The organism is Streptomyces sp. NBC_00076, from assembly GCF_045041235.1.
In the GTDB taxonomy this organism is placed as follows: Bacteria; Actinomycetota; Actinomycetes; order Streptomycetales; family Streptomycetaceae; genus Streptomyces.
The window spans coordinates 10,379,746-10,406,723 of record NZ_CP108242.1; the positions used below are offsets into that span (position 1 = coordinate 10,379,746).

Below are 26,978 nucleotides of genomic sequence, written 5' to 3' on the forward strand. Positions count from 1 at the left end.
ACAGAAAGTCCCAGCCATGCACATTTCCCGTAGAACACTGCTCGTCGGCGCCGTCACCACCGCGCTGCTGCTCCCCCTCACCGCCTGCGGCGGCAACAGCAATGCAGCGGACTCCGGAACAGCCAAGTACAAGGACCTGGTCAACCCCGGTGTGATCACCGCGAGCACTGTGTCCGAGCAGCCGCCCTTCGCGGTCACCGACGAGTCGGGCAAGCCCAGCGGATTCGCTATCGATCTGATGAACGAGGCAGCCAAGCGCCTCGGCGTGAAGGTCCAGTACAAGGCCACGAGCCTGCAGGGCGCGCTCACCGGCCTGACCGCCAACCAGTACGACATCGGGGTCGGCGGGTTCATCGCCGCCCCCGAGCGCAGGAAGCAGGTCGACTTCACCACCCCGTACTACTGGGGCTTCACCAAAATCCTGACCCGGAAGGGCGACAAGCAGACCAAGCTGTCGGACTTCGACGGCAAGCGGGTCGGGGTCGTCAGCGGCTCAGTGCAGGAGGACTATATGGACAAGCGCATGCCGGACGTGCGTAAGGTGAACTTCAAGGACCACACAGCGCTTGTCACCCAGCTGCTCTCCAAAAGCATCGACGCTGCCATTCTCGGTGGTGGCGTCGCGGACACATACGCCGCGAAGTCGCCGGTACGCATCGCCGTCACACGGGAAGCCCCCCAGGGCACCGCCTTCCCCATGCGCAAGGACGGTGACCCGAAGCTGCTCAAGGACATCGACACCCAGATCAACGCGATGATCGACGACGGAACCTACATCAAGCTCTACAAGAAGTACTTCCAGGACCCGGTCAGCGCCGACCTGATCAAGGAACGACCCAAGCTCGCGAAGCAGGTCGAGAACACCAGCCTGGCCCCTTCCGAGAAGTGACGACTGGGCCGTCATCGACCTCGCCGAGCCGGCCTCGGGTCACCACCAGCTGCTGATCCGCCGCAACCGCAGCACCGGTGAACTCGCCTACTACCGCTGCCAATCCACCACGCCGGCATCCCTGGCCACCCTGTCAGGGTCGCGGGTTCCAGATGGCGGGTGGAGGAGACCTTCCAAACGGAGAAAGGACTGGCCGGACTGGATGAACACCAGGTCCGCCGCTACCCCTCCTGGGCCCGCCGGGTCACCCTCGCGATGCTGGCCCACGCCTTCCTCGCCGTCGAACACGCACACCGACCCACGCCGGACGACCTGATCCCGCTGTCCTGCAACGAGATCTGCCGCCTGTTCATCGCACTCGTCATCCGGCCCGTCCGCGACGCGGCCCACCGGCTTGCCTGGTCCGACTGGCGCCGCCGCCACCAACCTCACTGAGACCGGCGCGGATGCGCCCCATGTAGTGGTTGTCGATTCGCTCCTGCTCATCTTCGTCAAGAGCGCACAGGAGCTGCTCGTCAAGGAAGGCCTTGAGGAAGTCGAGCACCTCGGCTGCTCGTGCCTCCGTAGCCGGTCCACTCGCCGTCAACCCATAGTGCTGAAGGGCGTTGCGCGTCTTGGCCAAGCTGTTGAGAGCCTTTATGTCCTTGTCTTTCAGCGACAGCCCAACGACGTCCCGAAGGCGGGCGATCACCTCGGGAGTGGTACAGCTTTCGAAGTCCCCAGACTCGAACTTGCTCCGTACGGCAGAGCCGGGGTTCTTGAAGATCAAACTCCAGTGCTCACGTTGCAGGCGAGCCTTCAGCAGGACCTCGGCTGCCGCCTGGAGATGCAGAACAACGCAACGCCGCCCAGCGCATCGGGGCGATCGGAGAGGACCGCTTCCGGCTCTCCTGCCAGGAGAACTTCATCATCCCCAACAAGGTCGAACACGACTTCGGGTTCGACTTCCTGTGCCAGCCGGACCTGGCCGCAGGCTTCGGCCGGACCGGACCGGTAGCCGGAGTTTTCGTCGGCTTCAGCGTCCGCGCGACGGATCGGGACGACGGACGGATCAGGCTGAACCAGGCGGATGCCGAGTGCCTGCTGGCGGCCCAGTTCCCGACCGGTCTCGCCCTGGTGAAGCTGAACGGGCCGAGGTCCGCGGCCGTCTATTTCCGGATGATGGACGCCGCCTTCATCGTGGAGCTGTCCCACTTTCTGGCGTCCGCCAAGAAGTCCAAGCACTTCACCCCCAAGGACACGCGGCCCGTGGCGGAGATCCGGGACGCGATCGGGGAGGTCAGCGCCCCCGGCTACCTTGAGCAGGTGCGTGCCGACGCTGCCCGGAAGATTGCCGAACCGATCACCGGACCCGTCCAGATCCAGATCCACCGCGATGCCGACAGCCAGGCAACCCTCATCACATCCCTGGACCTGTACGCGTGGTTCGAGCAAGGAACACCCGCTGAGCAGGAGGCGCTATACCTGGCCACCTTCGGTGAACCGGCGCGACGTGACCAGAGGATGCGCGAACTCGCGCTGAGCGGCAAGGTCATGGGGGGCCTGGCGCACCTGCCCCAGCCGTATGTGCTGGCCGGTTTCGTCATGGACCATCCCACCAGGGTGCGCGTCCAGACCACTCCCGTGTCCGCGGAGCTGCCGGTGCTGCGTACCGCCAACGAGCACCACTTCGGTTACGTCTACCCTGCGGGCTTCGCCCTGACCGTTTCCGCCCGCGTCAAGCAGGACGGTCAGTACGTGCACCTGATGCGGGCGCTCGCCGACCCGGCAAGCGACGCTCTCCTTGGCGACCATCCGGTCCTGCTTGACTTCCTCACCACCTGCCACCCCGAGTCGGTCTTCTGTTTCGACGACCACGACGGACCGACTCTCGATGTGACGCACTTCGAGAGCTTGGGCGATCTGGCCCAGTGCGCGGCGGCCTACCGCGATGCCCAAAGCCTGGACGGCTGGGACGCGGTGCCTGTCATGGTCAAAGACATGGCCAGCCCGGAATCCCGGAACTCCCTGATGTTCCTCGGCTCGGCAGCAGACCCGCAGACCCAGCCAATCCCCCGGGGACTCCTCCTGGCGGCGTCGGAGGTGGAGGAGGAGGACTGCGACACCGCGCCGGGGACCATTAACGTCCCGGTTGTCTGCAACCTGGCCCATTCCAGCCTCGTCGCCTGGTTTTCCGGCCACGGATCCGTGTTGTTCCATGATGGTGATCCGTGCGGATTCAAGGTGCCCGCCTTCCGCTTGGACACCGTCGAGGTGCTTCCCCGGGTGCCGAGCCGGTCCTTGTTCCCACGAGTCCTGCTCGGGTCGCGGACGCTGATCTGTGACGAAGGACGGTGGCAGGAGAGCGACGCCGACACAGGGCAATGGGCAGACGACATTCGCCTTCGTTTCCAGCTGGACTAGCGCCCGCTCCTGACCGGTTTGTGATCCGAGATGATCGCCCTGCTAGTGCTGTGACCGCATAGGTTCTCCGGTTTGGTGGTCGTGGCGGTTGGATGTGCGGTGACGTCCGATCCGACCGTTGGAGGCGCGGTGGCTGAGCCCGTCCGTGTACGCAGACTGACCGACCAGGAGGGTCAGAAGCTGCAGCGGATCGTGCGCCGGGGCAGCACGAGCACGGTGCGCTGCCGGCGGGCGATGATTCTGCTGGCCTCGGCCGGCGGGAACCGGGTACCGGTGATCGCCCAGCTGGTGCAGGCCGATGAAGACACCGTCCGGGATGTGATCCACCGGTTCAACGAGATCGGCCTGGCCTGCCTGGACCCTCAGTGGGCGGGAGGCCGTCCCCGCCTGCTCAACCGTGACGACGAGGACTTCGTCGTCCAGACGGCCACGACCCGCCCCACCAAACTCGGCCAGCCGTTCACCCGCTGGTCACTGCGCAAACTCGTCGCCTACCTGCGCAAAGTCCACGGCCGTGTGATCCGCATTAGCCGCGAGGCGTTACGCGGCCTGCTCGCCCGCCGCGGCGTCACCTTCCAGCGCACCAAGACATGGAAGGAGTCCCCGGACCCCGAGCGGGAGGCGAAGCTGGACCGGATCGAAGAGGTCCTGGACGGCTTCCCGGACCGGGTCTTCGCGTTTGACGAGTTCGGTCCGCTCGGGATCCGGCCCACTGCGGGCTCGGGCTGGGCCGGGCAGGGCCACCCCGACCGGGTGCCCGCCACCTATCACCGCACCCACGGGGTGCGCTACTTTCACGGCTGCTACTCGGTCGGTGACGACACCCTGTGGGGCGTCAACCGCGGCAAGAAGGGCGCTGCCAGCACGCTCGCCGCGCTGAAGTCGATCCGCGCCGTCCGACCTGACGGCGCCCCGATCTACGTAATCCTGGACAACTTGTCCGCCCACAAGGGCACCGACATCCGCCGCTGGGCGAAGAAGAACAAGGTCGAGTTGTGCTTCACCCCGACCTACGCCTCCTGGGCCAACCCGATCGAGGCCCACTTCGGACCACTGAGACAGTTCACCATCGCCAACTCCGACCACCTCAACCACACCGTCCAGACCCGGGCCCTGTACGCCTACCTGCGCTGGCGTAATGCCAACGCCCGCCACCGCGATGTCCTGGCCGCCGAACGCCGAGAACGCGCCCGCATCCGCAGTGAGAAACGCATCCGCTGGGGCTGACGTCCTCTCAAGACCGCAGCCTGAGCTTGACGTTTAACCTCGCCGGTCACCCGACCTGCTGATCTGCGGTTCTTCCCGGGACAGCGAAGGCGGCCGTTCTCCACGCTTCGAGATTCCTGCGTAGGGCCCTTGCCGGGTGATGGCAGCAGTACCCAGTAGGCACCGTCTGCCTCTCAAAGCCGCGCGCTAGTCGCCGACTCGCCTCATCCAGTACGGATAACCACCTGAATGCCGGTGCTATCAGGCCCCCCGGAACCCCGTCGGAGCGACGGCCCGCGAACGAGCTCTCGCTAGAGTGCGATCCATGGAACCCCGTTGGCTCTCCCCCGAGGAGCAGCGCGCCTGGCGCGCCTACCGCGACCTCAGCCTGGTACTGGAGGACGTCCTCGACCAGCAACTGCGACACAAGGCCGACCTCAGCCACCTGTACTACTCGGTGATGGTGTTCCTCTCGGAGGCCCCCGAGCGACGGCTGCGCATGACAGACCTCGCCGAACAGCTGAAGATCGCCCGGACACGGCTCTCCTACACCGTCAGCCGCATGGCGGAGCGCGGCTGGGTGCGCCGCGAGGACGCGCCGGGGGACGGGCGGGCCCAGCTCGCTCTGCTGACGGCGGAGGGGCTGACCGCCCTTGAGCAGGCCGCCCCCAGTCACGTCGCCACCGTTCGGGCTGCCGTCTTCGACCGGCTGACGCCTGAGCAGGCGCGCGCCTTCGGTGAAGCGTGCGAGCTCATTCTCAACGGCCTCACGGGCCCGGACCGCCCGGCCTTCCCCGCCGACCTCCCCTGGCGCCGCTGACCTCCCTCCAGAGGCAGAGGCAGAGGCAGAGGCAGAGGCGAGCCCGCCGGACTCCCAGCCTCCCTGGCTACCCTGCATGACCATTCAGGCACTCACCACAATTTCTTGCAGATTTGCAATACCTGCTCTAGGGTGAAATCAGATGCTTGAAGTATCAAGCTTCCCCTTCTTGCCCCACCACGAAGGAGTCGAGTGTGAAGTCCCCCCACAAGGCATGGGCCGTCGCCGTCGCCCTGGGCGTCCTGGCCGCAAGCGGTGCCACCATCGCCGCCGCCACCCCTTCCCCGAAGCCCGCCCCCAAGCACACGAGCGAAGAAGACCAGCTGCAGAAGCTGTACAAGGGAGCCGTGGCCGAGGGCGGCCGTCTGGTCGTCTACGCCGGCGGTGACAAGCCGGGCCAGGCGGACTACCTCAAGGACGCGTTCGTCAAGAAGTTCCCCAAGATGAAGGTCGACATCGTCGTCGACTTCAGCAAGAACCACGACGCCCGCGTCGACAACCAGATCGCCGAGCACCACGTGGTCGCCGACGTCGTCCACCTCCAGACCGTCGACGACTTCCCGCGCTGGAAGAAGGAAGGAGTGCTGCAGAAGTACAAGCCGGTCGGCTGGAACAAGGTCTACCCGCAGATCAAGGACAAGGACGGCTACTACACCGGCCTGTTCTTCTTCGCCTTCTCCAACGTCACGGCCACCAAGCTCGGCGACGACGCGCCCGTCGAGGCCAAGGACTTCCTCAAGCCCGAGTTCAAGAACAAGCTCGTCTTCACCTACCCGAACGACGACGACGCCGTCCTCTATTACTTCAAACAGCTCACCGACCAGTACGGCTTCGACTACCTGAAGAAGCTGCTCGCCCAGAACCCGAAGTTCGTCCGCGGCACCCAGGACTCCGCCGACCTGGTCGGCTCCGATAACTACGTGGCGAGCTTCGCCACAGCCGGAGGCGCCCCGGGCGTCGCTGAGACCACCCTGCCGAAGAAGTCGCCGTGGGTCGCCTGGCCGCAGACCGGCGCCATCCTCAAGAACGCCCCGCACAAGGCCGCCGCCAAGCTCTACATGAGCTGGCTGCTGTCCAAGGAAACCCAACACGACTCCATAGGCACCTGGAGCGCCCGCACCGACGTCGCCGCGCCGGCGGGCCGCAAGGGCATCTTCGACTACAAGAACATGAACCCGCTCGGTCTCGGCGAGTTCATGAGCGACCGCACCGCCCTCGACCGCTACAAGGCCCGCATCAACCTCTATGTGGGCGACGTCAAGGGCGTGAACCCCTCCGACCCGCAGGGCGTGCTCGGCCTGTACCCCGTAAACCAGGACGGCACCCAGGGCTGACGGCCCTTTTTCCGCCCCCCTCTGCTCCCCACCAGAGGGGGGAAGCCGTGACCACCCACCCGGCGGCCTGACACTGAGCCAACCTGGCGACCCAATGAGGTCACAGCATCAGCAGTCGAGCGGGGACGAAGAAGTTACGGACAGGTGGTGCCGACGCCGGATGGGGCCTCACCGCCGCGCGTGGCGGATCTTCAACCGTCCGTACCCCATGGTCCCGGAAGTCCGGATCGGCGGCCCCCGCCGGACGAGGAGCGGCGCTGGGGCTTGTAGAGCGTGTCCTTCCACCCGGTGCGCAGCTCCTCGAAGTCGACGACCGCGTCGCGAGGCACCGTGATCTTTGCCCTGCCGGTGCCGAGTTGCAGCTCGATGTCGACTGCCGGATGCTCGATGACCGCGCGGGACAGGTTGAGGTGCACCCTTCCGTATGCGGACTCGACCTTGAGGATGCGAGGTACCCGCCATGCGCCTCGCCGCTTGATCCGTCCGCCGGCGGCGGCAATTGTGGACGTGGTGCCCGCATTCTTCTCCGGTAGCGAGGCCAGAGCCGGCACGAGCTCGCTGTGCGTCTTGGCGGTGAGGACCTGGTGGAGGCGTTCGTCCATCTCCTCGTGTGAGATGTGCCCTTCGGCGTACGCCTCCTGCAGGCGCTGCACGGCTGTGTCGCGGCCGTCTTCGCTGATCAGCGAAGACGGGTCTTCCGGCAGAGAGGTCACCGTCTCACTCTAGTGCCGTGCCGACAATGCGAACACGCCAAGGTCCTTAGCAGGCAAGGCAATTGATGGGGAGGCCGATCGCTCGTCTTCATGGCCTTGATCGCCCAACCCGGCGAACCTATGCGGTCGAAGCACTAGCCTCCCCGTTTCGCTTGGGGTGGCTGAGCTGGAGTGATGGCTGTGAAGTGGGGTTTCTGATGGTTGGCTGCCGGGCGGGCATGGTCGAGGCCCGACGCGCGGGTCGGTTTCTCCAGGGTTCCTCGGGTCGTGGGCGTGCAGGACGGTGCCGACGTTCAGGTGGCTGGCCGTGGCAGCGCCGCTAGGCGGGCGAACGCGGTGGTCAGCTCGTTTCGCCAGGGCCAGGTCGCGGCGATCCGCAGGTGTATGCGGCGTCCGCCACGGGTGATGCGGGCAGCTGCGTGCAGCAGCCGGTAGCGGAGCTTCTTCGGCTCGGCGGCTGCCAGTTCGCCCTCCAGCAGCAGGAGGCGTGTCCAGGCGAGCAGGTCGAGGGCGGTCAGGGACAGCTCCAGCCACGCTTGGTTGACGTGGAAGTGTCGGGAGGGGAAGCGGCCGAAGCCGGTGGTCTTGCCGCAGCGGATGCGGTCCTCGACGCGGGCGTGGGCGCGGTGGCGGACTTCCAGGTGCTGCAGTGAGCCTTCGCCGTAGGGGGTGTCGGTGAGGAAGACCTGGTGGCGCATGCCCTCGTCGAGATCGAACAGGGACAGCTGGGCGCCGGGGTGCGGGCGCTCGCGGTGGACGATGATCCGAGTGTCCTCGGGCAGACCCGGCAGGTCGACCAGGCCGGTGAGCTCGGCGACGTGGGCGCCTTGCCGCAGGGTGCCGTCCTGTTCGAGGGCGGGGTGCCAGACCTGGTCGGGCAGCTGGCGTATCGCTCGGCGGACCGGTTCGGTGATGGACCATCCCACGGAGAAGGATGTGTGGATCCCGCGCGAGCGCGGCCCGCGGATGTGGGCCAGGAACGCTTTGGCGGAGCCGGCGCTGTCCGCACGGATGAGGATGTCGGTGCCGTGGCGGTGGGCGTCGGGGAGCTGGGCGAACGCGGCGTCGAGCACGGTGATGTGGTCCTCGGCGGTGTTGGCCGCGGCGTTGCCGGGCCGCAGCAGGCCGGCCAGGGCCTCGCCGGTGTTGTCGAGGAAGCACAGCAGCGGGTGGTAGCCGAAGCCGTGTTTGTAGGTCGGTGCCGCGTGCTCCTTCTCGGAGTGGCAGGTGACCAGGGTGGCGTCGATGTCCAGGACCAGGCCTGGCAGTTCGCGTCCGCCTGCACGGGAGGCCGGTATTGCCTCCCGCCTCTCCTCGGCTTGCAGCCAGGCGACCTCGCGGGCGGTGGCACGGGCCGCGCGCAGAGCGCCGAGTGCGGCCGGATCGATGTCCGCCAGCAGTCGCCACGCGGTGGGATTGGACGCGACCGGGCCGAACACCTCGGCCTGGTCCCGCAGCAGGGCCAGGTCGGCGATCGCCTCCCCGCCGTCGGCCAGCATCACCGCCAGGTCCACTGCGATCCGGCCGGGGGCGTGACCGGTGCCGCGCGGTCGCAGTTGGCGCAGCGCGTTCGTGAAGGCCGTGGTCAGGCCGGTGGCATCGGCGAGATCGGACAGCAGACGGGACCCGGCATGACTGACCATCCCGCGACCGTCGGCTGATACGACGAGCTTGGGACGTGACCCGGTAGTCTGCACGCAGAAAGCGCCTTCCTGCTGTGGTGACAGAAGCCCTAGACAAGCCTCATCATCCCAGCTCAGAAGGCACTTTTGCGTTTCCGCTCAAGATCCGGACGACACCGTAAGTGAAACGCGGAGGCTAGCCTCGATACAGAGCGCGAGGATTCTGGCATCTACTCACAGCTGGTCGTCGGCCGTGACTACGGCTTCGCCCTTCGGGTCGACCACCTCGCGACCCGTATGCGCCGCAACGCCGAGAGCCTGCTCGTGCTCGTCGACGAACGCAGTCCCCAGATCGGCAGCGTGACCGCCACCAGCCTCGAACTCGTGCAGTCCGCCCTCGGCGAGGTCGAGCAGTACCGACGGGTCGTCATCGCCGAGGTCGAGCCCCGCCGGATCAGCGGCCGGGCCGTCGCCGAGCTCTCCCACTTGCTGGCCGAGCTCGTCGAGAACGCCCTCACCTTCTCCCCGCCGGAGCAGTCCGTGGACGTCCACGGCTGGGCGGACGGCGACGACTACTGCATCGCCGTCGTAGACCACGGTGTCGGCATGTCCCCCGAGGATCTCGCCCGCGCCAACGCCCGTATCGCAGGGGAGGAGGCGTTCCTCGTCGCGCCCACCCGCTACCTCGGCCACTACGTCGTCGGCCGTCTCGCCACCCGCCTCGATGTCGAGGTCCTGCTCTCCGACACCCCCGGCGGGGGCGTGTCCGCGCTCGTCACCCTGCCCGCCAAGATCCTCGCCCCCGATGAGGCCCCGCCGCCCGACCGACGGACGTATGTCTCCTCCATGCTCAACGGCTTCCGGGCGGGCGTCGCGCGCGCCGAAGCCAGATAGGAACCCGAACCCCCGTGACCTCCGCGCACCAGAACTTCGCCTGGCTCATCTCCGACTTCGCCCGCACCGCCGACGGCGTCACCCATGCGGTCGCGGTGTCCTCGGACGGCCTCCTCATCGCGGCCTCCGACGGCCTCAGCCGTGATCTCGCCGACCACCTGTCCTCCGTGGTGTCCGGCATCGCGTCCCTCACGCAGAACGCCGCCGACACGTACGGCTTCCGCGGGATGAAGCTCGTCATGATCGAAATGCTGGACGGGTTCATGATGGTCAACCACATGCGCGACGGCTCCTGCCTCGGCGTCCTCGCCGAGGAGGGCTGCGACATCGGCCTGGTCGGCTACGAGATGGCCGTCCTCGCCGACCGCGCCGGCGCACTCCTGACCCCGCAACTCATCGGCCGGCCCCAACAGCCTCCGTTCGTGCGCTGAACAGGACACAGAACGTCGGGCGGGCAGGGACTACGGTCCCTGCCCGCCCGGGCATTTCCACGTCCTTGGCTCATGGCTTCCGGACCAGAGGCGCTTCTGTGCGGGCCGCGATGTACTCGGCGGTCACACCCGGCCCGCACTCCACCAGCGCGAGGCCCCCGGGTGTGACGTCGAGGACGCCGAGGTCGGTGATGACGCGGTGGACGCACCGTTCACCGGTGAGCGGAAGAGTGCACTCCTTGACGATCTTCGGGCTGCCGTCCTTGGCGGTGTGTTCCATCAGGACGATGACCCGGCGGGCGCCGTGGACGAGGTCCATCGCGCCGCCCATGCCCTTGATCATCTTGCCGGGGATCATCCAGTTGGCCAGGTCGCCGGCGGCGGAGACCTGCATGGCGCCGAGCACGGCGGTGTCGATGTGGCCGCCGCGGATCATGCCGAAGGACAGGGCCGAGTCGAAGAAGGAGGCTCCCGGCAGCACGGTGACGGTCTCCTTGCCCGCGTTGATCAGGTCGGGGTCGACCTCGGCCTCGGTCGGGTACGGGCCCGTGCCCAGGATGCCGTTCTCGGAGTGCAGAACCACATGGATGTCCGGGGGGAGGTGGCCGGGGATGAGGGTGGGCAGGCCGATGCCGAGGTTGACGTAGGAGCCGTCGGTGAGTTCGGCGGCGGCGCGGGCGGCCATCTGGTCGCGGGTCCAGCCCCGCTTCGTACCAAGAGTGGTGCTCATGCGGGTACCGTCCCTCGAGTCGAAGACGCGGAGATGGAAAGGTGTTCGATGTGCTTGTCGGCGGCCTGGGCCGGAGTGAGGGCCACGATCCTCTGGACGAAGATGCCCGGCAGATGGATCTCGTCCGGACTCAGCGCTCCTGGTTCGACGAGTTCCTCCACTTCGGCGACGGTGATGCGGCCGGCCATCGCGGCCAGGGGGTTGAAGTTGGCGGCGGATTTACGGAAGACCAGGTTCCCGTGGCGGTCACCGCGCCAGGCCCGTACGAGGGCGAAGTCGGTGGTGATGCCGTGCTCCAGGACGTAACGGCGGCCGGCGAAGTCGCGCGTCTCCTTGGGCGGTGAGGTCACGGCGACCGTGCCGTCGTCCGCGTAACGCCAGGGCAGCCCGCCGCGGGCGACCTGGGTACCCACCCCCGCCGGAGTGTAGAAGGCCGGGATGCCTGCCCCTCCGGCGCGCAGCCGCTCGGCCAGGGTGCCCTGCGGCACCAGCTCCACCTCCAGCTCGCCCGACAGATACTGGCGGGCGAACTCCTTGTTCTCACCCACGTAACTGCCCGTGACACGGGCGATCCTGCCGGCGGCCAGCAGGACGCCCAGTCCGCGCCCGTCCACGCCGCAGTTGTTCGACACGACCGTCAGACCCGTCGCGCCCTGGGCGTGAAGGGCCTGGATGAGCACGTCGGGGATGCCGCTGAGGCCGAAGCCGCCGACGGCCAGGGACGCGCCGTCGGGTATGTCGGCGACGGCTTCCGCGGCGCTCGACCTGACCTTGTCCATGAGATGAAGGGCCTTTCTTTTCGGCGGGGTCAGCCCCCTCCTGGGGCTGACCGTGGTGCCTCGACGGGGCGGCCTAATCTGGACGGCATGTCAGCGATCCGTCTCCTGGTGCTGGGCGCCGTCCGTGTCCGTGCGCAGGGCGTCGGAGATGGACTTCGCGCCGCCGTGGGCGGTGAGGCCGCCGTCGACCGGGATCTCGGCCCCGGTGATGAAGGACGCCTGGTCGGAGAGGAGAAAGGCGACGAGCGGGGTGATCTCGTCGACGGTTCCGGTGCGGCCGAGCGGTGTCTCGCGGATGTTCGCCTCGCGGAACGCGGGCGCAGCGGAGGCGGTCATGTCCGTCTCGATGAAGCCCGGGTGGATGATGTTCACTCGGATGCCACGGGGCCCCAGTTCCATGGCGGCGGTCCTTGAGACGCCGCGCAGCGCCCACTTGCTGGCCGTGTACGCGATGGGGTAGTGGGCGGTCAGCGCCGCCGACGAACCGACGTTCACGATGGAGGAGCGGGGTGGCATCAGGGGCACCAGGTGCTGGATGCCGAGGAGCGGGCCGGTGACGTTGACGGCGTGCACCCGGGCCATGTCCTCGGGGCGTACGTCGTCGATCCGGGCCCGCCAGGTGATGCCCGCGTTGTTGACCAGGCCGTGCACCTGTCCGTACGCCTCGCGCAGGTCGGCGGCGAGCTGGACCCAGTCCTTCTCACTGGCGACGTCGAGGCGGCGGCAGCCAGGGGATTGCTCCATGTCGGTGGCGATCACCCGGGCGCCCTCGCGGGTCAGCGCCTCGGCCTCCGCGGCGCCCTGGCCACGGGCCGCGCCCGTGACCACGACCACCTTGCCGGAGAGTCTGCCCCGGGCGTTCACGGCCGCTCCCGCGGACGGCGCCGAGCGGCCGGGACCGGCACGGGATCAGTGCCGGTCACCACGGTGTTGGAGACGCTGCCGATGCCCTCCACGGTGAGCGTGACCGTGTCGCCGGGCTTGAGCGGCGGGGGGTCCTGTCTGCCTCGTACGCCCCACAGTTCGGCGAGGCAGCCGCCGTTGCCGCAGGTGCCGGAGCCGAGGACGTCGCCGGGGCGGACGACGGTGCCGCGCGAGGCGTAGGCGACCAGTTCCTCGAAGGTCCAGCTCATGTTGGACAGCAAGTCCTTGCCCACGGCCTCCCCGTTGACCTCCGCCGTCAGTGCCAGGCGCAGGAAGCCGTCCGCGTCCCGGTACTTCTCCAGCTCGTCGGCGGTGACCAGGAATGGGCCCAGCGTGGTGGCGGTGTCCTTGCCCTTGCAGGGGCCGAGGCCGACCCTCATCTCGGCGGACTGCAGGTCACGCGCCGTCCAGTCGTTGAAGATCGTGTAGCCGACGATGTGGTCGCGGGCCTGCTCGGGGGTGAGGTCGCGGCCCGCCCTGCCGATCACGGCGGCGACCTCCAGCTCGAAGTCGAGTGCGTTCGATCCCGGGGGCAGGGGGATGTCGTCGTGCGGGCCGTACATCGCGTACGGGTTGGTGAAGTAGAAGGTGGGCGCCGCGTACCACCGTTCGGGAACACCGGCCGCCGCGTCCACCGACCGCCGTACGCCCTCGACGTGTTCTTCGAAGGTGACGAAGTCCCGTACGGTGGGCGGCTGGAGCGGCGGCAGCAGACGCACTTCGGAGACGTGGGGACCGGCCTGGGCGCCGAGCGTCCTGGTGCCCGCGTCGAGCAGTTCCGGCACGCTCCCCGCCTGGGTGAGCAGTGCGGTCAGGGAGTGGACACCGGGCAGGGGGCGCAGTGTGCCGTCCTCGTCGACGACGGCCACATGGTGTCGGTCGCGGTGTTCGTACGTGGCGAAGCGCATGGGAGGGTCCAGTCGGCGTAAGGGCGGGCGGGCATGAAAGGAGCAGGGGGCGCGGCGTGCGGTGGCGGCAGGACAGCTGATCACCGCGCCCTCGGGGTTCGAGGGGGTCAGACCGGCGGGGCGACGAAGCAGCCGCGGTCGACGTCGTTGAAGGACTCCTTGGCGACCAGTTCGTTCATGGGATTGGCGGTGCCCCACTGGTCGGCGACCTCGGGCTGGGAGAGGTCATAGACGTGGGGGTGCCAGGTGTCCTCGTCCAGCAGCTCCAGTTCCGTCGTGTACTCGACGGTGTTGCCGTGCGGGTCCAGGAAGTACGTGAAGGTGTTGTCGCCCGCCAGGTGCCGGCCCGGGCCCCAGACCTTCTTGAATCCGGCCCGCAGCACGCGGCCGGAGCCGCGCATGTACTCGTCCAGGCCGCGCATCTCGAAGGAGACGTGGTGCAGGGAGGTGTGCGGGCCCTTGGCGATGGCCATGGAGTGGTGCTGGCTGGAGATCCGCATGAAGTGCATGACGTCACCGACGTACGGCGAGCTGAGCGTGTCGGAGTGGCGGAAGCCGAGGTGGGTCTCGTACCACTCGCGGGTCCTGTCCAGGTCCGGCGAGTTCAGCACGACGTGCGACAGCTTGACCGGGATCGACTCCTTCTCCTCGATCTTGCGGTGCTGGCGTACCTCCACATCGGCGGACACTTCGATGGTGCGGCCGTCGACGTCGAAGAAGCGGAAGCCGTAGCCGCCACCGGGAGTGTCGATCTTGCCCGGCTGGGAGATCAACTGCACTCCTCCCGCGAGGAGTTGTTCGGCGAGGGTGTCCACGTCCGCCGCGCTCGCGGCGCCGTAGGAGACGAGGTCGAGGCGCTTTTCGTCGGCTTTGCGCAGCCGTACCACGTACTGTTCGGGGCTTCCTTCGGCGGCGAGGAAGGAGATGCCGGAGTCCTCGGCGACCTGGGTCAGGCCCCAGACGCCGGCGTAGAAGTCGAGCTGCTTGTCGTAGTCGGGCACGGCGAGGTCGACGTGCCGCAGATGGGTGAGCAGGCGATTGCTCATGGGGTGTCCTTCTCAGGCGAGGTCGAGCAGTGCGGCGGCGTTTTTGCCGCGGATGGCGTGGAAGTCGGCGTCGGGCAGGCCGGCGGCGCGCAGCGCGCCCAGCGGGTCCTCGGTGCCCATGTCGAAGGGGTAGTCGGAGCCGAGCAGGACCCGGTCGGGCCCGGCGGCCCGTACCAGCTCCCGCAGTACGTGCGGGTCGTGGACGAGGGAGTCGAAGTACAGCTGCTTCAGGTAGCTGCTTGGCTCACGGGCGCAGTCCCGGGCGTCGGGGCGGACGCCCCAGGCGTGGTCGGAGCGGCCGATGTGGGTGGGGAGGTAGCCGCCGCCGTGCGCCGCGATCAGCTTCAGGCCCGGATGGCGGTCCAGCACGCCGGAGAAGATCAGGTGGGAGAGGGCGACGGCGTTCTCGGTGGGCTGGCCGACGGTGTTGGACAGGTACCACTGGTCGAGGCGCTCGTCGAGCGTGCAGCCGAAGGGGTGCAGGAAGATGAGGGCGCCCGTCTCCTCCGCCCGCGCCCACAATGGTGTGAGCCGCGGGTCGCAGAGTTCCACCGCCCGTGTTCCGTCCGGGCCGGGCGCGTGCGAGGAGATCTCCACACCCCTCAGGCCCTGGTTCAGGGCGTCGTCGAGCAGGGCGACGGCGAGGTCGGGGTGCTGGAGGGGGGCCAGCCCCAGGCCGTGCAGTCGGTCGGGGGCCTTGGCGCAGTGTGCGGCCGTGCCCTGGTTGGCCAGCCGGCACACCCGCTCGGCCAGTGGGGGCGCGGCCCAGTAGTGGTAGTGGGACGGCGAGGGGCTCACCAGCTGCACGTCCACGCCGGCCGCGTCCATGGCCGCCAGGCGCGCGGCCACGTCCGTCAGCCTGGGCACGCGCGCGCCCACCATGGGCCCGTTCACGGCGCGGGCCGCCGGCCCGTTGCGGCGGGCATCCAGGCCCTGGGCCTCGGTGAGACCGGGCTGACCGGCGACGGCCTCCTCCACCTCCGAAAGCAGGAGGTGGGCGTGGATGTCGATCGTCGGTATGGGCACAGGGTCAGTCAGGTCGGTCACGGGAGTTCCTTCAGCGCGCTCAGGGTGCGGTGCATCAGCCCGGGTACGTCCGCGTCGCGCACCCCGTCGAGCAGCCACTGGGCGAGCTGGACGGAGGCGTCGACGACCATGCGTACACGGGGCAGCCGTCGGGCGTGGTAGTCGGTGAGGAGCTGGTCGTCCCAGGTGTCCCGGCCGGTCAGCAGGTCGGCGAGGACCTGGGCGTCCTCCAGGGACATCGCGGCGCCCTGGGCGAAGGTGGGCGGGCAGGCGTGGGCGGCGTCCCCGAGGAGCACGACCCGGCCGCGGTGCCACGGGCCCTCCACCAGATGCCGGTCGAACCACGTGTAGTTGACGGCCTTCGGGTCGGTGAATGCGGCGCGGAGCTCCTCCCACACGCCGCCGTAGCCCTCGCTGAGCGCCCGCATCTCGTCGGCGTAGGCGTCCGGGTCCAGTGAGGCCCGGTCGCGGGCCGGTTCGACGAGGTAGGTGTAGACCGTGTCCTGGCTGGTCGGGCAGTAACCGGCGATGAAACAGCGGCCGCCGTAGATCATCTCGGTGCGGCGGACACCGGCCGGGCGGGGCGCGGGGGCACGCCAGATACCCATGCCGGTGGGCTGGGGCTCATCGGTGATGCCGATCATGGAGCGGGTGGCGGAGTGCAGCCCGTCGGCGCCGACCACCAGGTCGTACCGCCGGCTCGTGCCGTTCGAGAAGGTCACGTCCACGCCCTCGCCGTCCTGCTGGAAGGCTGTGGCAGTGGTGCCCAGGTGGACATCGGCGCCCGAGGCGCGCACCTGGTCGATGAGGAGCTGCTGGAGCCTGGGGCGCTGCATACCGATGTGAGAGGGCAGGTCGTCGCCGCCGGTGCGCAGTTCCTCGTGGGCGTGCAGCACGGTGCCGTCGGGGGCGAGGACCGCGAGGCCGTCGGCGGCGTATCCGTCCTTCTCGATCCCTTCGAGGACTCCGACCTCGCGCAGCACGCGCAGCGCGTTGCCCTGAAGGGTGATTCCGGAGCCGGCGGAGGCCTTCCAGTCGGGGCTCGCCTCGACGAGGTCGACGGCGATCCCGGCCCGGCGCAGCAGGACGGTCAGGGCGTTTCCGGAGGTGCCTCCGCCGATGACCAGGACGATGGGGTCGCCCCCAGCCGGAGGCGGGGGGAGGGGGAAGCTGTCAGCCATGTCGGGGATACCTCCCGGGGTTGGGCCGCGCGGCTTCGGGCGGCGGGGGTGCGGCTGTCGCCTGCTGGGAAAGCGGGCCGGGGATGGTGCGAGGGACGGACCGGATGCGCCGTCGCTGTCCGGGGAGGGACGCGTCCGGCGGCCGAGGGCTGAGCGGGCCGCTCGGGCTACTTGACGGCGACGGGGTTCACGGGGGAGCCGACGGCGCCGGTGATGGGCAGGGGCGCGGCGGTGAGCCAGAACTCGTACACGCCGTCGTCGGCGCAGTCCGCGGCGAGGGCGTCGAGGTCCCACATCTCGCCGATCAGCAGGCCCATGTTGGGGATGACGACCTGGTGCAGCGGCTGGAAAGCGTTGTCGAACTCGTTGGGGCGGACCTCGAAACCCCAGGTGTCGGTGGCGATCGCGGCGATCTCGCTGCGGTGCAGCCATCCGGCGGTGGTGAACGACAGGCCTGGCGCGGGGCCGCCCGCGTAGTCGCCCCAGCCGTCACGCCGGGCGCGGGCGAGGCGCCCGGTGCGGACGAGCACGATGTCGCCGCGGCCGATGCTCACGCCGTGGGCCTCGGCGGTCGCGGTCAGGTGCTCCTCGGTGATCGCGAAACCGTCGGGCAGCTCCGGTTCGCCGTCGTCGTCACCGATGGCCCGGGCCACGTCCAGCAGGACGCCGCGACCGGCCACGTACGGGGCCATGTGTTCGATCCCGGTGACCAGGTCGCCGGCGGAGGTGACGACCTTCTCGGCGTCGCGTCCGTTCCACGCCTTGCCGTGATCGAAGATGTGCCCGAGGCCGTCCCACTGGGTGGAGCACTGCAACGGCATCGCGATCACGTCGTCCGCGCCGCCGATACCGTGCGGGAAGCCCTGATTGCCGAGGGCGGCGTCGGTGCCGGTGTCGAGCATGGTGTGCACCGGGTTGGTCCGCCGGCGCCAGCCCTTCTGCGGGCCGTTCATGTCGAACCGCTGCGAAAGCGAGAAGCTCACACCCCGGCGCACCAGCGCCGCGCCTTCGCGCCGCTTGGCCTCGTCGAGGAAGTTCAGCGTGCCGAGCACGTCGTCCTCACCCCAGCGCCCCCAGTTGGAGTACGCCTTGGCGGCCTCGGCGATCGCGCCCTCCGGGTCGCGGCGGTCCAGGCTCATGGCGTCTCCTCCACACAGCGGGTGCGCTGCATGCCCAGCCCGGTGATGGAGCCCTCCATGACGTCGCCGTCGCGCAGCAGCCGTCCCCAGTGGATGCCGTTGCCGGCCGGGCTGCCGGTCAGCACCAGGTCGCCGGGCAGGAGCCGGGAGGTCTGGGATATGTACGACACCAGCCGCGCGACGCCGAAGAGCATGTCCTTGGTGGACTCGTCCTGCATGGTCTCGCCGTTCAGCTTCAGCGTGACCCGCAGGTCACCCGGGTCGGCGATGGACTCTGCGGGGACGATCCAGGGCCCGAGCGGGGTGAAGCCCGGGGCGTTCTTGCAGCGCAGCCAGTCGGTGCCGATGGCGGGCATGTCCCGGCGGAAGACGGTGGCGCGGTCGGTGAGGTCGTTGGCGATGGTGTAGCCGGCGACGTACTCCAGGGCCTCCTCGACGGAGACCCGGTAGGCGGGCCTGGCGATGACGGCCGCCAGCTCCAGCTCCCAGTCCGGCTTCTTCGCCCAGGAGGGGAGTACGACGTCGTCGTACGGGCCCGTGATGGTGCTGGGCAGGCCGATGAAGACGTACGGCAGGTCCTCGGCGGCCCGGCGGTCCATGATCGCGGCGATCTCCGCACGGGCCTCCTCGACAGTGCGCGGGTCGTCGGGAGAGCGGTGGGCGACCTCCAGGTCGATCACGTGCTGGCGGTAGTTGGCACCGGACTGGAAGATCTGACGGGGCTCCAGGGGGGCGTGCACATGAAGGCCGTCCAGCGGCCGCCAGTCGAGGGTGTCGTCATCCGCCAGGGAGTGCAGGACGGGGAGGGTCTCCTCCCACCGTTCCAGTACGGCTCGCAGTCCGGAGGGTGCCCAGTCCAGGGCTCCGCCCAGGTCGAGTACCCGGTCCCTGGCCAGGAGACCGGGGAACGGCACCCCGTGCGGAGCGGAGAACGTGCCGAGCCCGAACGGGCCGGCAGGTTGCGCGAGCGTTGCCATCAGATTTCCTCCCTGCTGGTTTCGGTCTACTGTGACCCCCATCGGCGAATCACGGAAATCAATCTTGTGGATGTGTCAAATCCATGCCGTGGATGACTTTCCCTCGCATAGGCGGTGCCCGGTGAACCTGTCCCGACTCGACCTCAACCTGGTACTCGCCCTGCGCGCGCTGCTGGAGGAGCGCAACGTCACCCGGGCCGGCGAGCGCATCGGACTGAGCCAGCCCGCGATGAGCGCTGCGCTGTCCCGGCTGCGCCGCCACTTCGACGACGAACTGCTCGCCCGCACGGGCAACAGCTACGAGCTGACACCACTCGGTGTGGCCCTGCGGGACCGCAGCGCCACCGCTTGCGACCTCCTGGAGCGCGTCTTCTCCAGCCAGGCCGACTTCGACCCGACCACTGAGACCCGCGAGTTCACCCTGCTCGCCGCCGACTACGGCGCGGCCGTGTTCGGTGCCGCGCTCGCCCGCGTCCTGCATCACGAGGCACCCGGTATCCGGCTCACCTTCCAGCACCCGGCGCCCTCCGTCGAGGAGAACACCGCCGCCCTGCTGAGCACCGTCGACGGACTGCTGATGCCGCACGGCGTCATCGACGGCTTTCCCTACGTCGACCTCCACCAGGACCGCTGGCTGTGCATGGTCGCCGACGACCACCCCGAGATCGGCCACGAACTCACGCTCGACCAGCTGGCCCGTCTGCCCTGGGCCGTCTACCAGCGCCCCTACGACGCCCCGGCCGCCCGCCAGCTGAGCATGCTCGGCGTCAGCCCCCTGGTGGAGGTCTCCGTCCAGAACTTCCAGTTGCTGCCCCACATGGTCGAGGGCACCCGCCGGATCGCGATGATCCAGGAGCGCCTTGCCCGCAAAGCGGTCCGCTCCGCCGCCGTGCGGGTCCTGCCCTGCCCGTTCGAGGCCGTGCCGGTGCAGGAGGCGATGTGGTGGCACCCGGTGCACACCCAGGACGCGGGCCACATCTGGCTGCGGCAGAAGGCGAGGGAGGTGGGCGCGACGCTGGAGGGCCACGGCCCCGACGACGGCGTGTCCGTCGTACAGGGCCCGGGGCGGGCGCCGGGCCTGCTGTGATCCCGGACCGGAAACCCGCCAGGTGTTCGGCACATGTGGGCCTCGCCGCCGCCCGGTGCGTCCGGTACGACGGCGAGGCCGGCATGCGATGCGGGACGAGGGCCGGGCCATCGTCGTCTATGTTCCGGCTCGCCAGCTCCGCGGCCTCAGGCCGGCTGTTTCGGCAGCGGCCGGGGATGGGCGGCCCCCGCGCGGCGCAGGGCGCCCCACAGCCCCGCCGCGACCACCGCGGCGGCCGCGCCGAGCAGGCCCACCGCACCCGCGAGACCGCCGACCGCCGGCCCCAGGGCGAGCAGCACCAGCGGGCATACGAACGCACCGCCGAAGAAGGCCGACGTCCACAGCCCCGTACCGCGGCCGCGGTCCTCGAACGCCAGGCGTGACATGGCACTGGTGAGGAGGGCGGGCAGCAGCACGCCCGTGCCCAGGCAGTTGACCACCGCCCCGACGACCAGCAGGGGGGCGCTGCCGGCGAGGAACATCACCCCGAAACCGGCGCCACAGACCGCGAAGACCGCGGGCAGCGTCACGTCCGGGGAGCGCTTCAGCCGGGCGAACACGAGCGCTCCGGCCACGGTGGCGGCACTCGCGATCGCCGTGGCCAGACCGATGACGCCGGGGTCTTCCACACCGAGGTCGTCGAGCAGGTACGCCATCTCCACCGGGACCGTGTAGAAGACCATCGCTCCGAAGAAGGTGAGGGCGCAGATCCCCGCCAGCGGCCGCCAGGGGAACGGACGACCGGGCATGGCCACGGCCGGGGCCTCGTGGGTGGCCGCGCGGGCCGCAGGGTTGGGCAGAGCGGCGACCATCAGCGGGGCGATCACCAGGCTCACGGCGTAGATCCAGAAGGGCACGCGCCAGCCCGCCGCGCCGACGGCGCCGCCGACCACGAAGAAGGCGGTGGCCGACGCGGAGGTACACACGGCCTGCAGCGCCAGGTACTTCACCCGCTGCTGACCGCTGTAGTAGTCGCCGATCAGGGTGGTGCAGCAGGTCATGATGGCGGCCTCGGCGACACCGACCAGGGCGCGGCTGGCGATGATCGAGCCCAGCGAGTCCAGCCAGAGCGGCGCCGTTCCGAACACGGCGTACAGGACGGTCGCCATGATCAGCAGGCGCTTGCGGCCGAGCCGGTCCACGATCACCCCGGCGAACGGGGCCAGCAGTGCCAGCGACAGCGCCGGAACGGTCAATGCGAGGGGCACCAACGCCTTCGCCCCCGGCGTCGAGGCGAAGTGGTCCTGCATCCTCGGCAGCACCGGGGCGATCAGCACCGCACCCAGGATCGGCAGACAGCTGCCCGCCATCAGCAGGATCAGGCGCAGCAGATGCGCCGGACCCGAGACAGCGACGGGTGACGGAGCACCGTCGTCGACCGCGGCGGAGGACGGGGTCGGGGACACGGAACCGGGCATGGCGACTCCAGGGAACGGCGTACGAGTGCGGGCATGCCTGCCTTCTTGGGCGCCGATGGCGCACGGCATGCTGTGGACGACCGCACGTCGGCGGCTGGTCCGGACAGCGGCGTGCGGGTAGCGACGACTATGGGCCGCCGGGGACCGCACCGCCACCCTCAGCGCGATCCGAATACCGTATCCGGCCCATCCACGGTGTGGATGAGTTCTTCCCCACGATGCGGTGGAGAGGCGGGCTGGGCAGGTGAATCCGAGCAGTTGAATCCGCCCTCCTCACGCCAGAGTTCCACGGCGAGTGGTGGCCCGGTCTACTCGACGTTCCCACTCCTGCGAGCCGTCCCCGACTGCGTTTCCGCGAGGATCCCGCCGATGACGGCACCTGCGGCGGACCCGTGTCCTGCACCGTCCAGGACATCTGTCGCGGTCAGCCGCGCGGCGGGACCAGCCCTTGCCGTACGGCGAACAGGGCGGCCTGTGTGCGAGAGGTGAGGCGGAGTTTGCGCAGTACGTTGCTGACGTGGGTGCGGGCGGTGCGCTCGCTGATCACCAGTTCGTCGGCGATCTGCTGGTTGGACCGGCCCTCGGCGACGAGGACGAGAACGTCGCGTTCCCGGCTGGTGAGAGCGGCGAGCCCGGTCGGCGGTGAGATGATCTCCTGGGTGAGTCCCCTGGCGACTGCGGGGTCGAGGAAGACCTCGCCCCGGGCGGCGGCGCGGATGGCGGCGACCACTTCGCCGGCTTCGGCGTCCTTCAGCAGGTATCCGGCAGCTCCCTGCGCGAGCGCGGCGTGGACGCGTTCCATCTCGCCGAAGCTGGTGAGCACCACGACCCTGACGTCGGGGTGGCGCTGCTTGATCGCCCCGATGGCCGTCGCTCCGTCCATCCTGGGCATGAGCAGGTCCATCAGCACCACGTCCGGCAGTTCGAGGTGCGCAGCCATCGCGTCCAGTCTGGTGAGCGCCTCCTGCCCGTCGGCGGCCTCCGCGGCGACCTCCATGTCGTCCAGGACCTCGAGATAGGCGCGGATTCCGCGGCGTACGACGGCGTGGTCGTCGACGATCAGGACCCGGATCGGGCGGAGTCCCGTGTCTCGCGGAGCGGCACCGCCGCCGGGGTGCTCCCAGGGTCCTCCGGATCCGTGGGCTGCGGCTCCGGCACCCGTACAGGGAGGGGTATGACGACCCGTACGGCCGTACCGCTCTTCCCGGATCTGATCCTCATGGTGCCGCCCCATCGCTCCGCCCTTTCCCGCATGGTCGTCAGTCCGTAGCCGTGGTCCCAGGCCGTGCCGGGCGTCCGGCCGCCCTCCCCCTCCGGCGCGGCCGAGCGCCCACCGGATTCCGCGAGCCCGCGACCGTCGTCACGGACGCTCGCGGTCAGGGTGTGGTCGCGAACGCCGAGGCGGATGGTGACGGTGGTGGCCTCCGCGTGCTTGACCACGTTGTGGATGGCCTCCGCGAGGATCCGGTACATGTCCTCGGCCAGGTCCGGCGCGACCGCGTCCAGGTCCACTCCGTACAGCAGCCGGATGCCGAGGCCCGTTCGGTTCTCGGTGCTCTTGACGAGCGCGGTCACCGCGTCCTCCAGGCCGAGCCGGGTGGAGGAGGGCGGACGGAGTTCGTGCACCATCGCCCTGAGGTCGGCGAGGACGGTCTGCGACAGGGCCCCGACCTCGTCCGCGAACTTCCGCACGGCCTCCGCCGGAAGCGGCCCGCCGCGCGCCCCCAGTACTCCTGCGGCATTGGCCTGCATGCCGATGGAGAACACCTGCTGGACGATCGAGTCGTGCAGGTCGCGGGCGAGGCGCTGGCGCTCGTTCCTGCGGGCCCCCTCACGCTCGCGCTGCAGCAGCGTGGCGTAGTCGACGGCGAGTGCGGCCTGCTCCGCCATGGCGGCCAGGAACTCCAGGGTCCCGCCGCCGATCTCCTGCCCGGGCGCGAAGTAGGCGTTGAGCACGCCTTCGGGCCGGCCGCGTGCCATCAACGGAACGCTGACGAAGGAGTCCCAGTTGAGCTCGCCGAGGTAGGCGTGCAGCGGCTCCCAGGCAGCATCCGCACGAATCTGGGCCCACCGGTGTGGGACGACGATCGGTTTGCGCTCCCGCAGCGTGTCCAGCATGCACAGCTGGGCGCCCCGGTCGCGGCACTCCAGCAGCCGGTCGAGGAACGCGTCCCAGTGCCGCAGCCCCGCCGAGCCCATCAGCCGCAGTTCCCGGCCGGTGCTGTCCAGGATGAGGATCTGCACGCCGGCCAGGCCGTCGGCCTGGACGATCTGGCGTGCCACGGCGTCCAGGGTCGAGCCGAGCGAGCCCTCCGAAGCCAGAGCGATCGACGTCTGGGCGATCGCCGCGATCCGGCGCTGCCGGTGCCATGCGGCGGTCATGTCGCGGAACGACACGACCGTGTACCGGCTGTCCGGCAGGGCGCGGGCCCGATAGGCGAACTCGCGCCGGGCTCCCGAGGCGGGCACCCAGTGGGCCACCCGCTCTTGCGACCGCTCCTCCAGCAGCCCTGTCGGGCATGTGCAGTCCCCCTCCGCGAGCGCGAACGGAGACGGCGTACCGAGCAGGTCGGACTCCTCGCGCGCACCGCACATCGCGGCCCCCGCCGGGTTCAGGCGGACGAACTGGCCCTCGCGGTCCAGGACCGCCAGGCCGTCCGGCGCGACGGCGGCGACGTCGTCCCAGCCCACGAGCGGCGATGCGGACATGACCGATCTCCTCGTCATCGTCGTGATCGACAGGCAACGGGGCCCTGCGGTCGCGGGTGCCGGACACGCGACGCGCCGGGAGAACGCGTTGGCTGGTGAGCGGACGGGAGGTGCCCCGCGGTCGGTCCGAGCATCGTAGCCCGGCGGATCGTACGGGGCCTACGTCATTCGACCCGTTCACGACCCGGTCGAAGCGCCGAGCCGGTCGAGTCATTGCGCGCGTTCCCCGGACGCGCGTCCCGCCTACCTTGAGGAAGCAACGTCCGGTGGAGCGCTACTCCTGCGGGACATCCACGGGGCGCCCCCGGCCTGTGTGCCCGGCCGTCGCGGTCTGCCCGTGCCTAGAGGGACGAGGAGGTCTGAGGTATGGACGTGTCCATCGGGACGATCTGGGAGGCGGTCTGCCGGGCTCTGCCCGATGCCGTCGCCATCAGCGAGCCCGGACGTGACACCACCTACCGGGAGTTCGACGAGCGCGCGTCACGACTGGCCGCCGCGCTGGACGTGGCCGGGGTGCGCGAAGGCGACACCGTGGCCTGCTACCTGTTCAACGGTGCCGCCTACCTGGAGACGGTCTTCGCCGCCTTCAAGCTCGGCGCCGTGCCGGTGAACGCCAACTACCGCTACACCGGTGAGGAGCTTTCCGAACTCCTCACCGACGCCGACGCGGCCGCGCTCGTCTTCAGCGGCGCCCTGGCGGACCGGGTCACCCACGCCGCCGGGCACGTACGCACGCTGAAGCTGCTCGTCCGGGTGAGCGATCCGCCGGCCGACGGCCCGGCCGGGCCCGCAGTGCCGGAGCTGGAGGCGCTGCTGGCGGCGCACGCACCGCGCGAGCCGCAGCCGCGGCCCGGCTCCGACCGGCTCTTCATGTACACAGGCGGAACCACGGGCAGGCCGAAGGGCGTGGTGTGGCGGCAGAGCGATCTGCTGCACTCCCCGCTGGTCCCGATCTTCCATCCGATCGGTGTCCCCGAACTTCCCGCGACGCTCGAAGAAGCCGCCGACATCGCGGTCAAGGCGTACGGCGAAGGCCACGCCCCGACCCTCATGCCCGTCGTGCCGCTCATCCACGCCACCGGACTGTTCAACACGATGGGCGCCCTGATGGTAGGCGGCCGGGCAGTCACCGCGCGGCGGGGCGGCCTCGCTCCGAAGCACGTCTGGAGCACTGTCGCCGAGCAGCGGGTCGAGACGGTCATCGTCGCGGGCAACGCCGTGTGCCGGCCACTCGTCGACGAACTCGTGCACGCGGAAGAGACCGGGACGCCGCACGACCTGCGCTGTGTGCGCAGGATCCTCAGCTCCGGCACCGCGCTCAGCGACTCACTCAAGAGGGCGCTGCACGAGCGTGCCGACGTCACCGTCATCGACGCCATCGCGTCCAGTGAGGGCGGTCCCTTCGCCTTCGCGATCACCTCGTCGGTACGGGACCTGCCCGCCCGCTTCTTCCCCGTGCCCGCGACACGAGTGGTCGGCCCCGATGACCGGTTCGTCGAACCCGGCAGTGACGAGGTGGGGAACCTCGCCTACTGCGGGCCCATGCCGCTCGGCTACTACAAGGACACCGCGAAGAGTGCGACGACGTTCCGCACCATCGACGGGGTGCGGTACTCGATCCCCGGCGATCTCGCCACGATCGAGGCCGACGGCGCGATCCGGTTCCTCGGTCGCGGCTCGGGCGTGATCAACACCGGCGGGGAGAAGGTGCATCCGCAGGAGGTCGAGAACGTCCTGCTCTCACACCCCGCCGTGAGGGACTGCGTCGTCGTCGGAGTCCCCGACGAGACCTGGGGAGAACGGGTGGCAGCCGTCGTGGCGGTCCCGCCCGGCGCGACGGTCACCGGCGAGGAACTGCGCGGCTGGGTCCGGCGCGGCCTCGCCGGCTACAAGGTGCCGCGTTCCGTCGTCCTGACGGACTCCCTGCCACGCACCCCGACCGGGAAGCTGGAAGTCGCCTGGGCCAGGAAGACGGCACAGGAGGCCGGCGCGGGCGACGGAACGTGACAGCCGAGTCGGGAGGAGCGCTTGAGGGGGACACCGGCAGGGCACATCGTGTCCTGCCGCCTCACCGTGCCTCAGCTCACGCGGTTCCGGCGTGCTTCGAGCGCCCGCAGCGCCTCCACCACACTGCCCATGTGGTCCCGCATGGCCGCTTCGGCCTCCACCGGGTCCCCGGCGAGGATCGCCGCGATGATCCGCTGGTGCTGGGGCATCGACAGGCGAGCCCGCCCCGGCACCAGGGAGAGCATGAACTGGTGCCGGACCATCTGGGCCCGCAGTCGTTCGACGACTTGCTTGGCGGTCTCGTGGCCGGCGATGTCGCGCACACGGCGGTGGAGACGGGCGTTGAGGTCGCTGTACGCCATCAGTTCGCCGTCGGCGACCGCCTGTGCCATGTCCGCGCCGATCCCGCGCAGCTCCTCGGCCTGCGCGGGGCTGACCCGCTCCGCCGCACGAGCGGCGATCAGACCTTCCAGAACCATGCGTACCTCCGTCACCTCGACCGCCTCGGCGAAGGTGATCTCCCGGACGCTCGCGCCGCGGTTGCTCTGCATCTCGACCAGCCCTTCCGCCGCCAGCTGCTGGAGCGCCGACCGCACCCCGGAGCGGCTGGCGCCGAATTGTTCGCAGAGGTCCGCCTCGATCAGGCGCTGTCGCGGCACGTAGTCACCGCGCAGCAGCGCGGCCCGGATCGCACCGGTGATGTCGGGTCCAGCAGAAGTGCTCACGGTGTGCAGT

24 protein-coding genes and 2 pseudogenes are annotated in these 26,978 nt (G+C 69.6%); 10 read left to right on the forward strand and 16 right to left on the reverse strand.

Features of this window, described 5'->3' with window-relative positions:
* The first annotated feature begins 16 nt into the window (after nucleotides 1-16).
* Together OHA64_RS46300 and OHA64_RS46305 are read left to right on the forward strand one after the other, a co-directional pair.
* Nucleotides 17-889, forward strand: a complete 873-nt coding sequence (locus OHA64_RS46300; RefSeq protein WP_405623305.1) for a substrate-binding periplasmic protein — start codon at nucleotides 17-19, stop codon at nucleotides 887-889.
* Nucleotide 890: 1 nt separating this feature from the next.
* Nucleotides 891-1,324 (forward strand): annotated as a pseudogene (locus OHA64_RS46305) (IS701 family transposase); the annotation flags it as partial.
* A gap of 363 nt (nucleotides 1,325-1,687) precedes the next feature.
* Here OHA64_RS46305 and OHA64_RS46310 read toward each other — a convergent pair.
* A complete protein-coding gene (locus OHA64_RS46310; protein WP_405623306.1) occupies nucleotides 1,688-2,083 on the reverse strand; it encodes a hypothetical protein in 396 nt (131 codons plus the stop codon).
* Between OHA64_RS46310 and OHA64_RS46315 the strand changes: the two genes are divergently transcribed.
* The 4 genes from OHA64_RS46315 (at nucleotide 2,048) to OHA64_RS46330 (ending at nucleotide 6,652) form a co-directional block, all read left to right on the forward strand.
* Nucleotides 2,048-3,292: a hypothetical protein gene (locus tag OHA64_RS46315; RefSeq protein WP_405623307.1), complete on the forward strand. Its 1,245-nt coding sequence runs from the start codon at nucleotides 2,048-2,050 to the stop codon at nucleotides 3,290-3,292. The two genes, OHA64_RS46310 and OHA64_RS46315, sit on opposite strands and share 36 nt — an antisense overlap.
* A gap of 129 nt (nucleotides 3,293-3,421) precedes the next feature.
* Nucleotides 3,422-4,519: an IS630 family transposase gene (locus OHA64_RS46320; protein ID WP_405623308.1), complete on the forward strand. Its 1,098-nt coding sequence runs from the start codon at nucleotides 3,422-3,424 to the stop codon at nucleotides 4,517-4,519.
* A gap of 304 nt (nucleotides 4,520-4,823) precedes the next feature.
* Nucleotides 4,824-5,318: a MarR family winged helix-turn-helix transcriptional regulator gene (locus tag OHA64_RS46325; RefSeq protein ID WP_405623309.1), complete on the forward strand. Its 495-nt coding sequence runs from the start codon at nucleotides 4,824-4,826 to the stop codon at nucleotides 5,316-5,318.
* Nucleotides 5,319-5,512: 194 nt separating this feature from the next.
* The gene (locus OHA64_RS46330) at nucleotides 5,513-6,652 is read left to right on the forward strand and encodes an ABC transporter substrate-binding protein (RefSeq protein WP_405623310.1); all 1,140 of its coding nucleotides are present in this window, start codon (nucleotides 5,513-5,515) and stop codon (nucleotides 6,650-6,652) included.
* Nucleotides 6,653-6,820: 168 nt separating this feature from the next.
* On the opposite strand, the pseudogene OHA64_RS46335 reads toward OHA64_RS46330, so the two are convergent.
* Both OHA64_RS46335 and OHA64_RS46340 read right to left on the reverse strand, forming a co-directional pair.
* A pseudogene (locus tag OHA64_RS46335) lies at nucleotides 6,821-7,365 on the reverse strand (DUF1707 domain-containing protein).
* A 293-nt stretch (nucleotides 7,366-7,658) separates the two neighbouring features.
* Nucleotides 7,659-9,062, reverse strand: coding sequence for an IS1380 family transposase (locus OHA64_RS46340; protein WP_405623311.1), 1,404 nt, complete (start codon nucleotides 9,060-9,062; stop codon nucleotides 7,659-7,661).
* A 222-nt stretch (nucleotides 9,063-9,284) separates the two neighbouring features.
* On the opposite strand from OHA64_RS46340, the gene OHA64_RS46345 reads away from it, so the two are divergent.
* Nucleotides 9,285-9,881 (forward strand): sensor histidine kinase, encoded by a 597-nt coding sequence (locus tag OHA64_RS46345; protein ID WP_405623312.1) that lies wholly within the window; start codon nucleotides 9,285-9,287, stop codon nucleotides 9,879-9,881.
* A 14-nt stretch (nucleotides 9,882-9,895) separates the two neighbouring features.
* Complete coding sequence (locus OHA64_RS46350; RefSeq protein ID WP_405623313.1) at nucleotides 9,896-10,312, forward strand: roadblock/LC7 domain-containing protein; 417 nt, start codon at nucleotides 9,896-9,898, stop codon at nucleotides 10,310-10,312.
* 70 nt (nucleotides 10,313-10,382) lie between these two features.
* On the opposite strand, the gene OHA64_RS46355 is transcribed toward OHA64_RS46350, so the two are convergent.
* From OHA64_RS46355 to OHA64_RS46395, 9 genes are all read right to left on the reverse strand, one after another.
* The gene (locus OHA64_RS46355; protein ID WP_405623315.1) at nucleotides 10,383-11,042 is read right to left on the reverse strand and encodes a CoA transferase subunit B; all 660 of its coding nucleotides are present in this window, start codon (nucleotides 11,040-11,042) and stop codon (nucleotides 10,383-10,385) included.
* Entirely contained in the window at nucleotides 11,039-11,821 is a 783-nt protein-coding gene (locus OHA64_RS46360) for a CoA transferase subunit A (RefSeq protein WP_405623316.1), read from the reverse strand. Before OHA64_RS46360 ends, OHA64_RS46355 begins: the two co-directional genes overlap by 4 nt.
* 90 nt (nucleotides 11,822-11,911) lie before the next feature.
* Entirely contained in the window at nucleotides 11,912-12,685 is a 774-nt protein-coding gene (locus tag OHA64_RS46365; protein ID WP_405623317.1) for an SDR family NAD(P)-dependent oxidoreductase, read from the reverse strand.
* Nucleotides 12,682-13,653: a fumarylacetoacetate hydrolase family protein gene (locus OHA64_RS46370; RefSeq protein ID WP_405623318.1), complete on the reverse strand. Its 972-nt coding sequence runs from the start codon at nucleotides 13,651-13,653 to the stop codon at nucleotides 12,682-12,684. The genes OHA64_RS46365 and OHA64_RS46370 overlap by 4 nt, the downstream gene beginning before the upstream one ends.
* Nucleotides 13,654-13,760: 107 nt before the next feature.
* Nucleotides 13,761-14,699, reverse strand: a complete 939-nt coding sequence (locus OHA64_RS46375) for a VOC family protein (RefSeq protein ID WP_405623319.1) — start codon at nucleotides 14,697-14,699, stop codon at nucleotides 13,761-13,763.
* A 12-nt stretch (nucleotides 14,700-14,711) separates the two neighbouring features.
* Nucleotides 14,712-15,746 (reverse strand): amidohydrolase family protein, encoded by a 1,035-nt coding sequence (locus tag OHA64_RS46380; RefSeq protein WP_405623321.1) that lies wholly within the window; start codon nucleotides 15,744-15,746, stop codon nucleotides 14,712-14,714.
* A complete protein-coding gene (locus OHA64_RS46385; protein ID WP_405623322.1) occupies nucleotides 15,743-16,906 on the reverse strand; it encodes an FAD-dependent oxidoreductase in 1,164 nt (387 codons plus the stop codon). Before OHA64_RS46385 ends, OHA64_RS46380 begins: the two co-directional genes overlap by 4 nt.
* A gap of 167 nt (nucleotides 16,907-17,073) precedes the next feature.
* Nucleotides 17,074-18,045, reverse strand: coding sequence for a cyclase family protein (locus OHA64_RS46390; RefSeq protein ID WP_405623323.1), 972 nt, complete (start codon nucleotides 18,043-18,045; stop codon nucleotides 17,074-17,076).
* Nucleotides 18,042-19,022, reverse strand: a complete 981-nt coding sequence (locus OHA64_RS46395) for a fumarylacetoacetate hydrolase family protein (protein WP_405623325.1) — start codon at nucleotides 19,020-19,022, stop codon at nucleotides 18,042-18,044. Before OHA64_RS46395 ends, OHA64_RS46390 begins: the two co-directional genes overlap by 4 nt.
* Before the next feature lie 121 nt (nucleotides 19,023-19,143).
* Between OHA64_RS46395 and OHA64_RS46400 the strand changes: the two genes are divergently transcribed.
* The gene (locus OHA64_RS46400; RefSeq protein WP_405623327.1) at nucleotides 19,144-20,109 is read left to right on the forward strand and encodes a LysR family transcriptional regulator; all 966 of its coding nucleotides are present in this window, start codon (nucleotides 19,144-19,146) and stop codon (nucleotides 20,107-20,109) included.
* Between the two features lie 146 nt (nucleotides 20,110-20,255).
* On the opposite strand, the gene OHA64_RS46405 is transcribed toward OHA64_RS46400, so the two are convergent.
* The 3 genes from OHA64_RS46405 to OHA64_RS46415 form a co-directional block, all read right to left on the reverse strand.
* On the reverse strand, nucleotides 20,256-21,527 hold the full coding sequence (locus OHA64_RS46405; RefSeq protein WP_405623328.1) for an MFS transporter: 1,272 nt from the start codon (nucleotides 21,525-21,527) through the stop codon (nucleotides 20,256-20,258).
* A 424-nt stretch (nucleotides 21,528-21,951) separates the two neighbouring features.
* A complete protein-coding gene (locus tag OHA64_RS46410) occupies nucleotides 21,952-22,599 on the reverse strand; it encodes a response regulator (RefSeq protein WP_405624400.1) in 648 nt (215 codons plus the stop codon).
* On the reverse strand, nucleotides 22,587-24,236 hold the full coding sequence (locus OHA64_RS46415) for a histidine kinase (protein ID WP_405623330.1): 1,650 nt from the start codon (nucleotides 24,234-24,236) through the stop codon (nucleotides 22,587-22,589). The genes OHA64_RS46410 and OHA64_RS46415 overlap by 13 nt, the downstream gene beginning before the upstream one ends.
* 366 nt (nucleotides 24,237-24,602) lie before the next feature.
* On the opposite strand from OHA64_RS46415, the gene OHA64_RS46420 reads away from it, so the two are divergent.
* Complete coding sequence (locus OHA64_RS46420) at nucleotides 24,603-26,243, forward strand: AMP-binding protein (protein WP_405623332.1); 1,641 nt, start codon at nucleotides 24,603-24,605, stop codon at nucleotides 26,241-26,243.
* A 71-nt stretch (nucleotides 26,244-26,314) separates the two neighbouring features.
* Here OHA64_RS46420 and OHA64_RS46425 read toward each other — a convergent pair whose 3' ends face one another.
* Nucleotides 26,315-26,968, reverse strand: coding sequence for a GntR family transcriptional regulator (locus OHA64_RS46425; protein ID WP_405623335.1), 654 nt, complete (start codon nucleotides 26,966-26,968; stop codon nucleotides 26,315-26,317).
* Nucleotides 26,969-26,978 lie beyond the last annotated feature (10 nt).

What these genes read in the sequence shown, in the direction of transcription:
- OHA64_RS46420 (WP_405623332.1), top strand. Translation starts at nt 24,603, where the DNA reads ATGGACGTGTCCATCGGGACGATCTGGGAGGCGGTCTGCCGGGCTCTG.
- OHA64_RS46405 (WP_405623328.1), bottom strand. Translation starts at nt 21,527, where the DNA reads ATGCCCGGTTCCGTGTCCCCGACCCCGTCCTCCGCCGCGGTCGACGAC.
- OHA64_RS46390 (WP_405623323.1), bottom strand. Translation starts at nt 18,045, where the DNA reads ATGAGCCTGGACCGCCGCGACCCGGAGGGCGCGATCGCCGAGGCCGCC.
- OHA64_RS46300 (WP_405623305.1), top strand. Translation starts at nt 17, where the DNA reads ATGCACATTTCCCGTAGAACACTGCTCGTCGGCGCCGTCACCACCGCG.
- OHA64_RS46325 (WP_405623309.1), top strand. Translation starts at nt 4,824, where the DNA reads ATGGAACCCCGTTGGCTCTCCCCCGAGGAGCAGCGCGCCTGGCGCGCC.
- OHA64_RS46315 (WP_405623307.1), top strand. Translation starts at nt 2,048, where the DNA reads ATGATGGACGCCGCCTTCATCGTGGAGCTGTCCCACTTTCTGGCGTCC.
- OHA64_RS46395 (WP_405623325.1), bottom strand. Translation starts at nt 19,022, where the DNA reads ATGGCAACGCTCGCGCAACCTGCCGGCCCGTTCGGGCTCGGCACGTTC.
- OHA64_RS46345 (WP_405623312.1), top strand. Translation starts at nt 9,285, where the DNA reads ATGCGCCGCAACGCCGAGAGCCTGCTCGTGCTCGTCGACGAACGCAGT.
- OHA64_RS46375 (WP_405623319.1), bottom strand. Translation starts at nt 14,699, where the DNA reads ATGAGCAATCGCCTGCTCACCCATCTGCGGCACGTCGACCTCGCCGTG.
- OHA64_RS46355 (WP_405623315.1), bottom strand. Translation starts at nt 11,042, where the DNA reads ATGAGCACCACTCTTGGTACGAAGCGGGGCTGGACCCGCGACCAGATG.
- OHA64_RS46360 (WP_405623316.1), bottom strand. Translation starts at nt 11,821, where the DNA reads ATGGACAAGGTCAGGTCGAGCGCCGCGGAAGCCGTCGCCGACATACCC.
- OHA64_RS46415 (WP_405623330.1), bottom strand. Translation starts at nt 24,236, where the DNA reads ATGTCCGCATCGCCGCTCGTGGGCTGGGACGACGTCGCCGCCGTCGCG.
- OHA64_RS46385 (WP_405623322.1), bottom strand. Translation starts at nt 16,906, where the DNA reads ATGGCTGACAGCTTCCCCCTCCCCCCGCCTCCGGCTGGGGGCGACCCC.
- OHA64_RS46370 (WP_405623318.1), bottom strand. Translation starts at nt 13,653, where the DNA reads ATGCGCTTCGCCACGTACGAACACCGCGACCGACACCATGTGGCCGTC.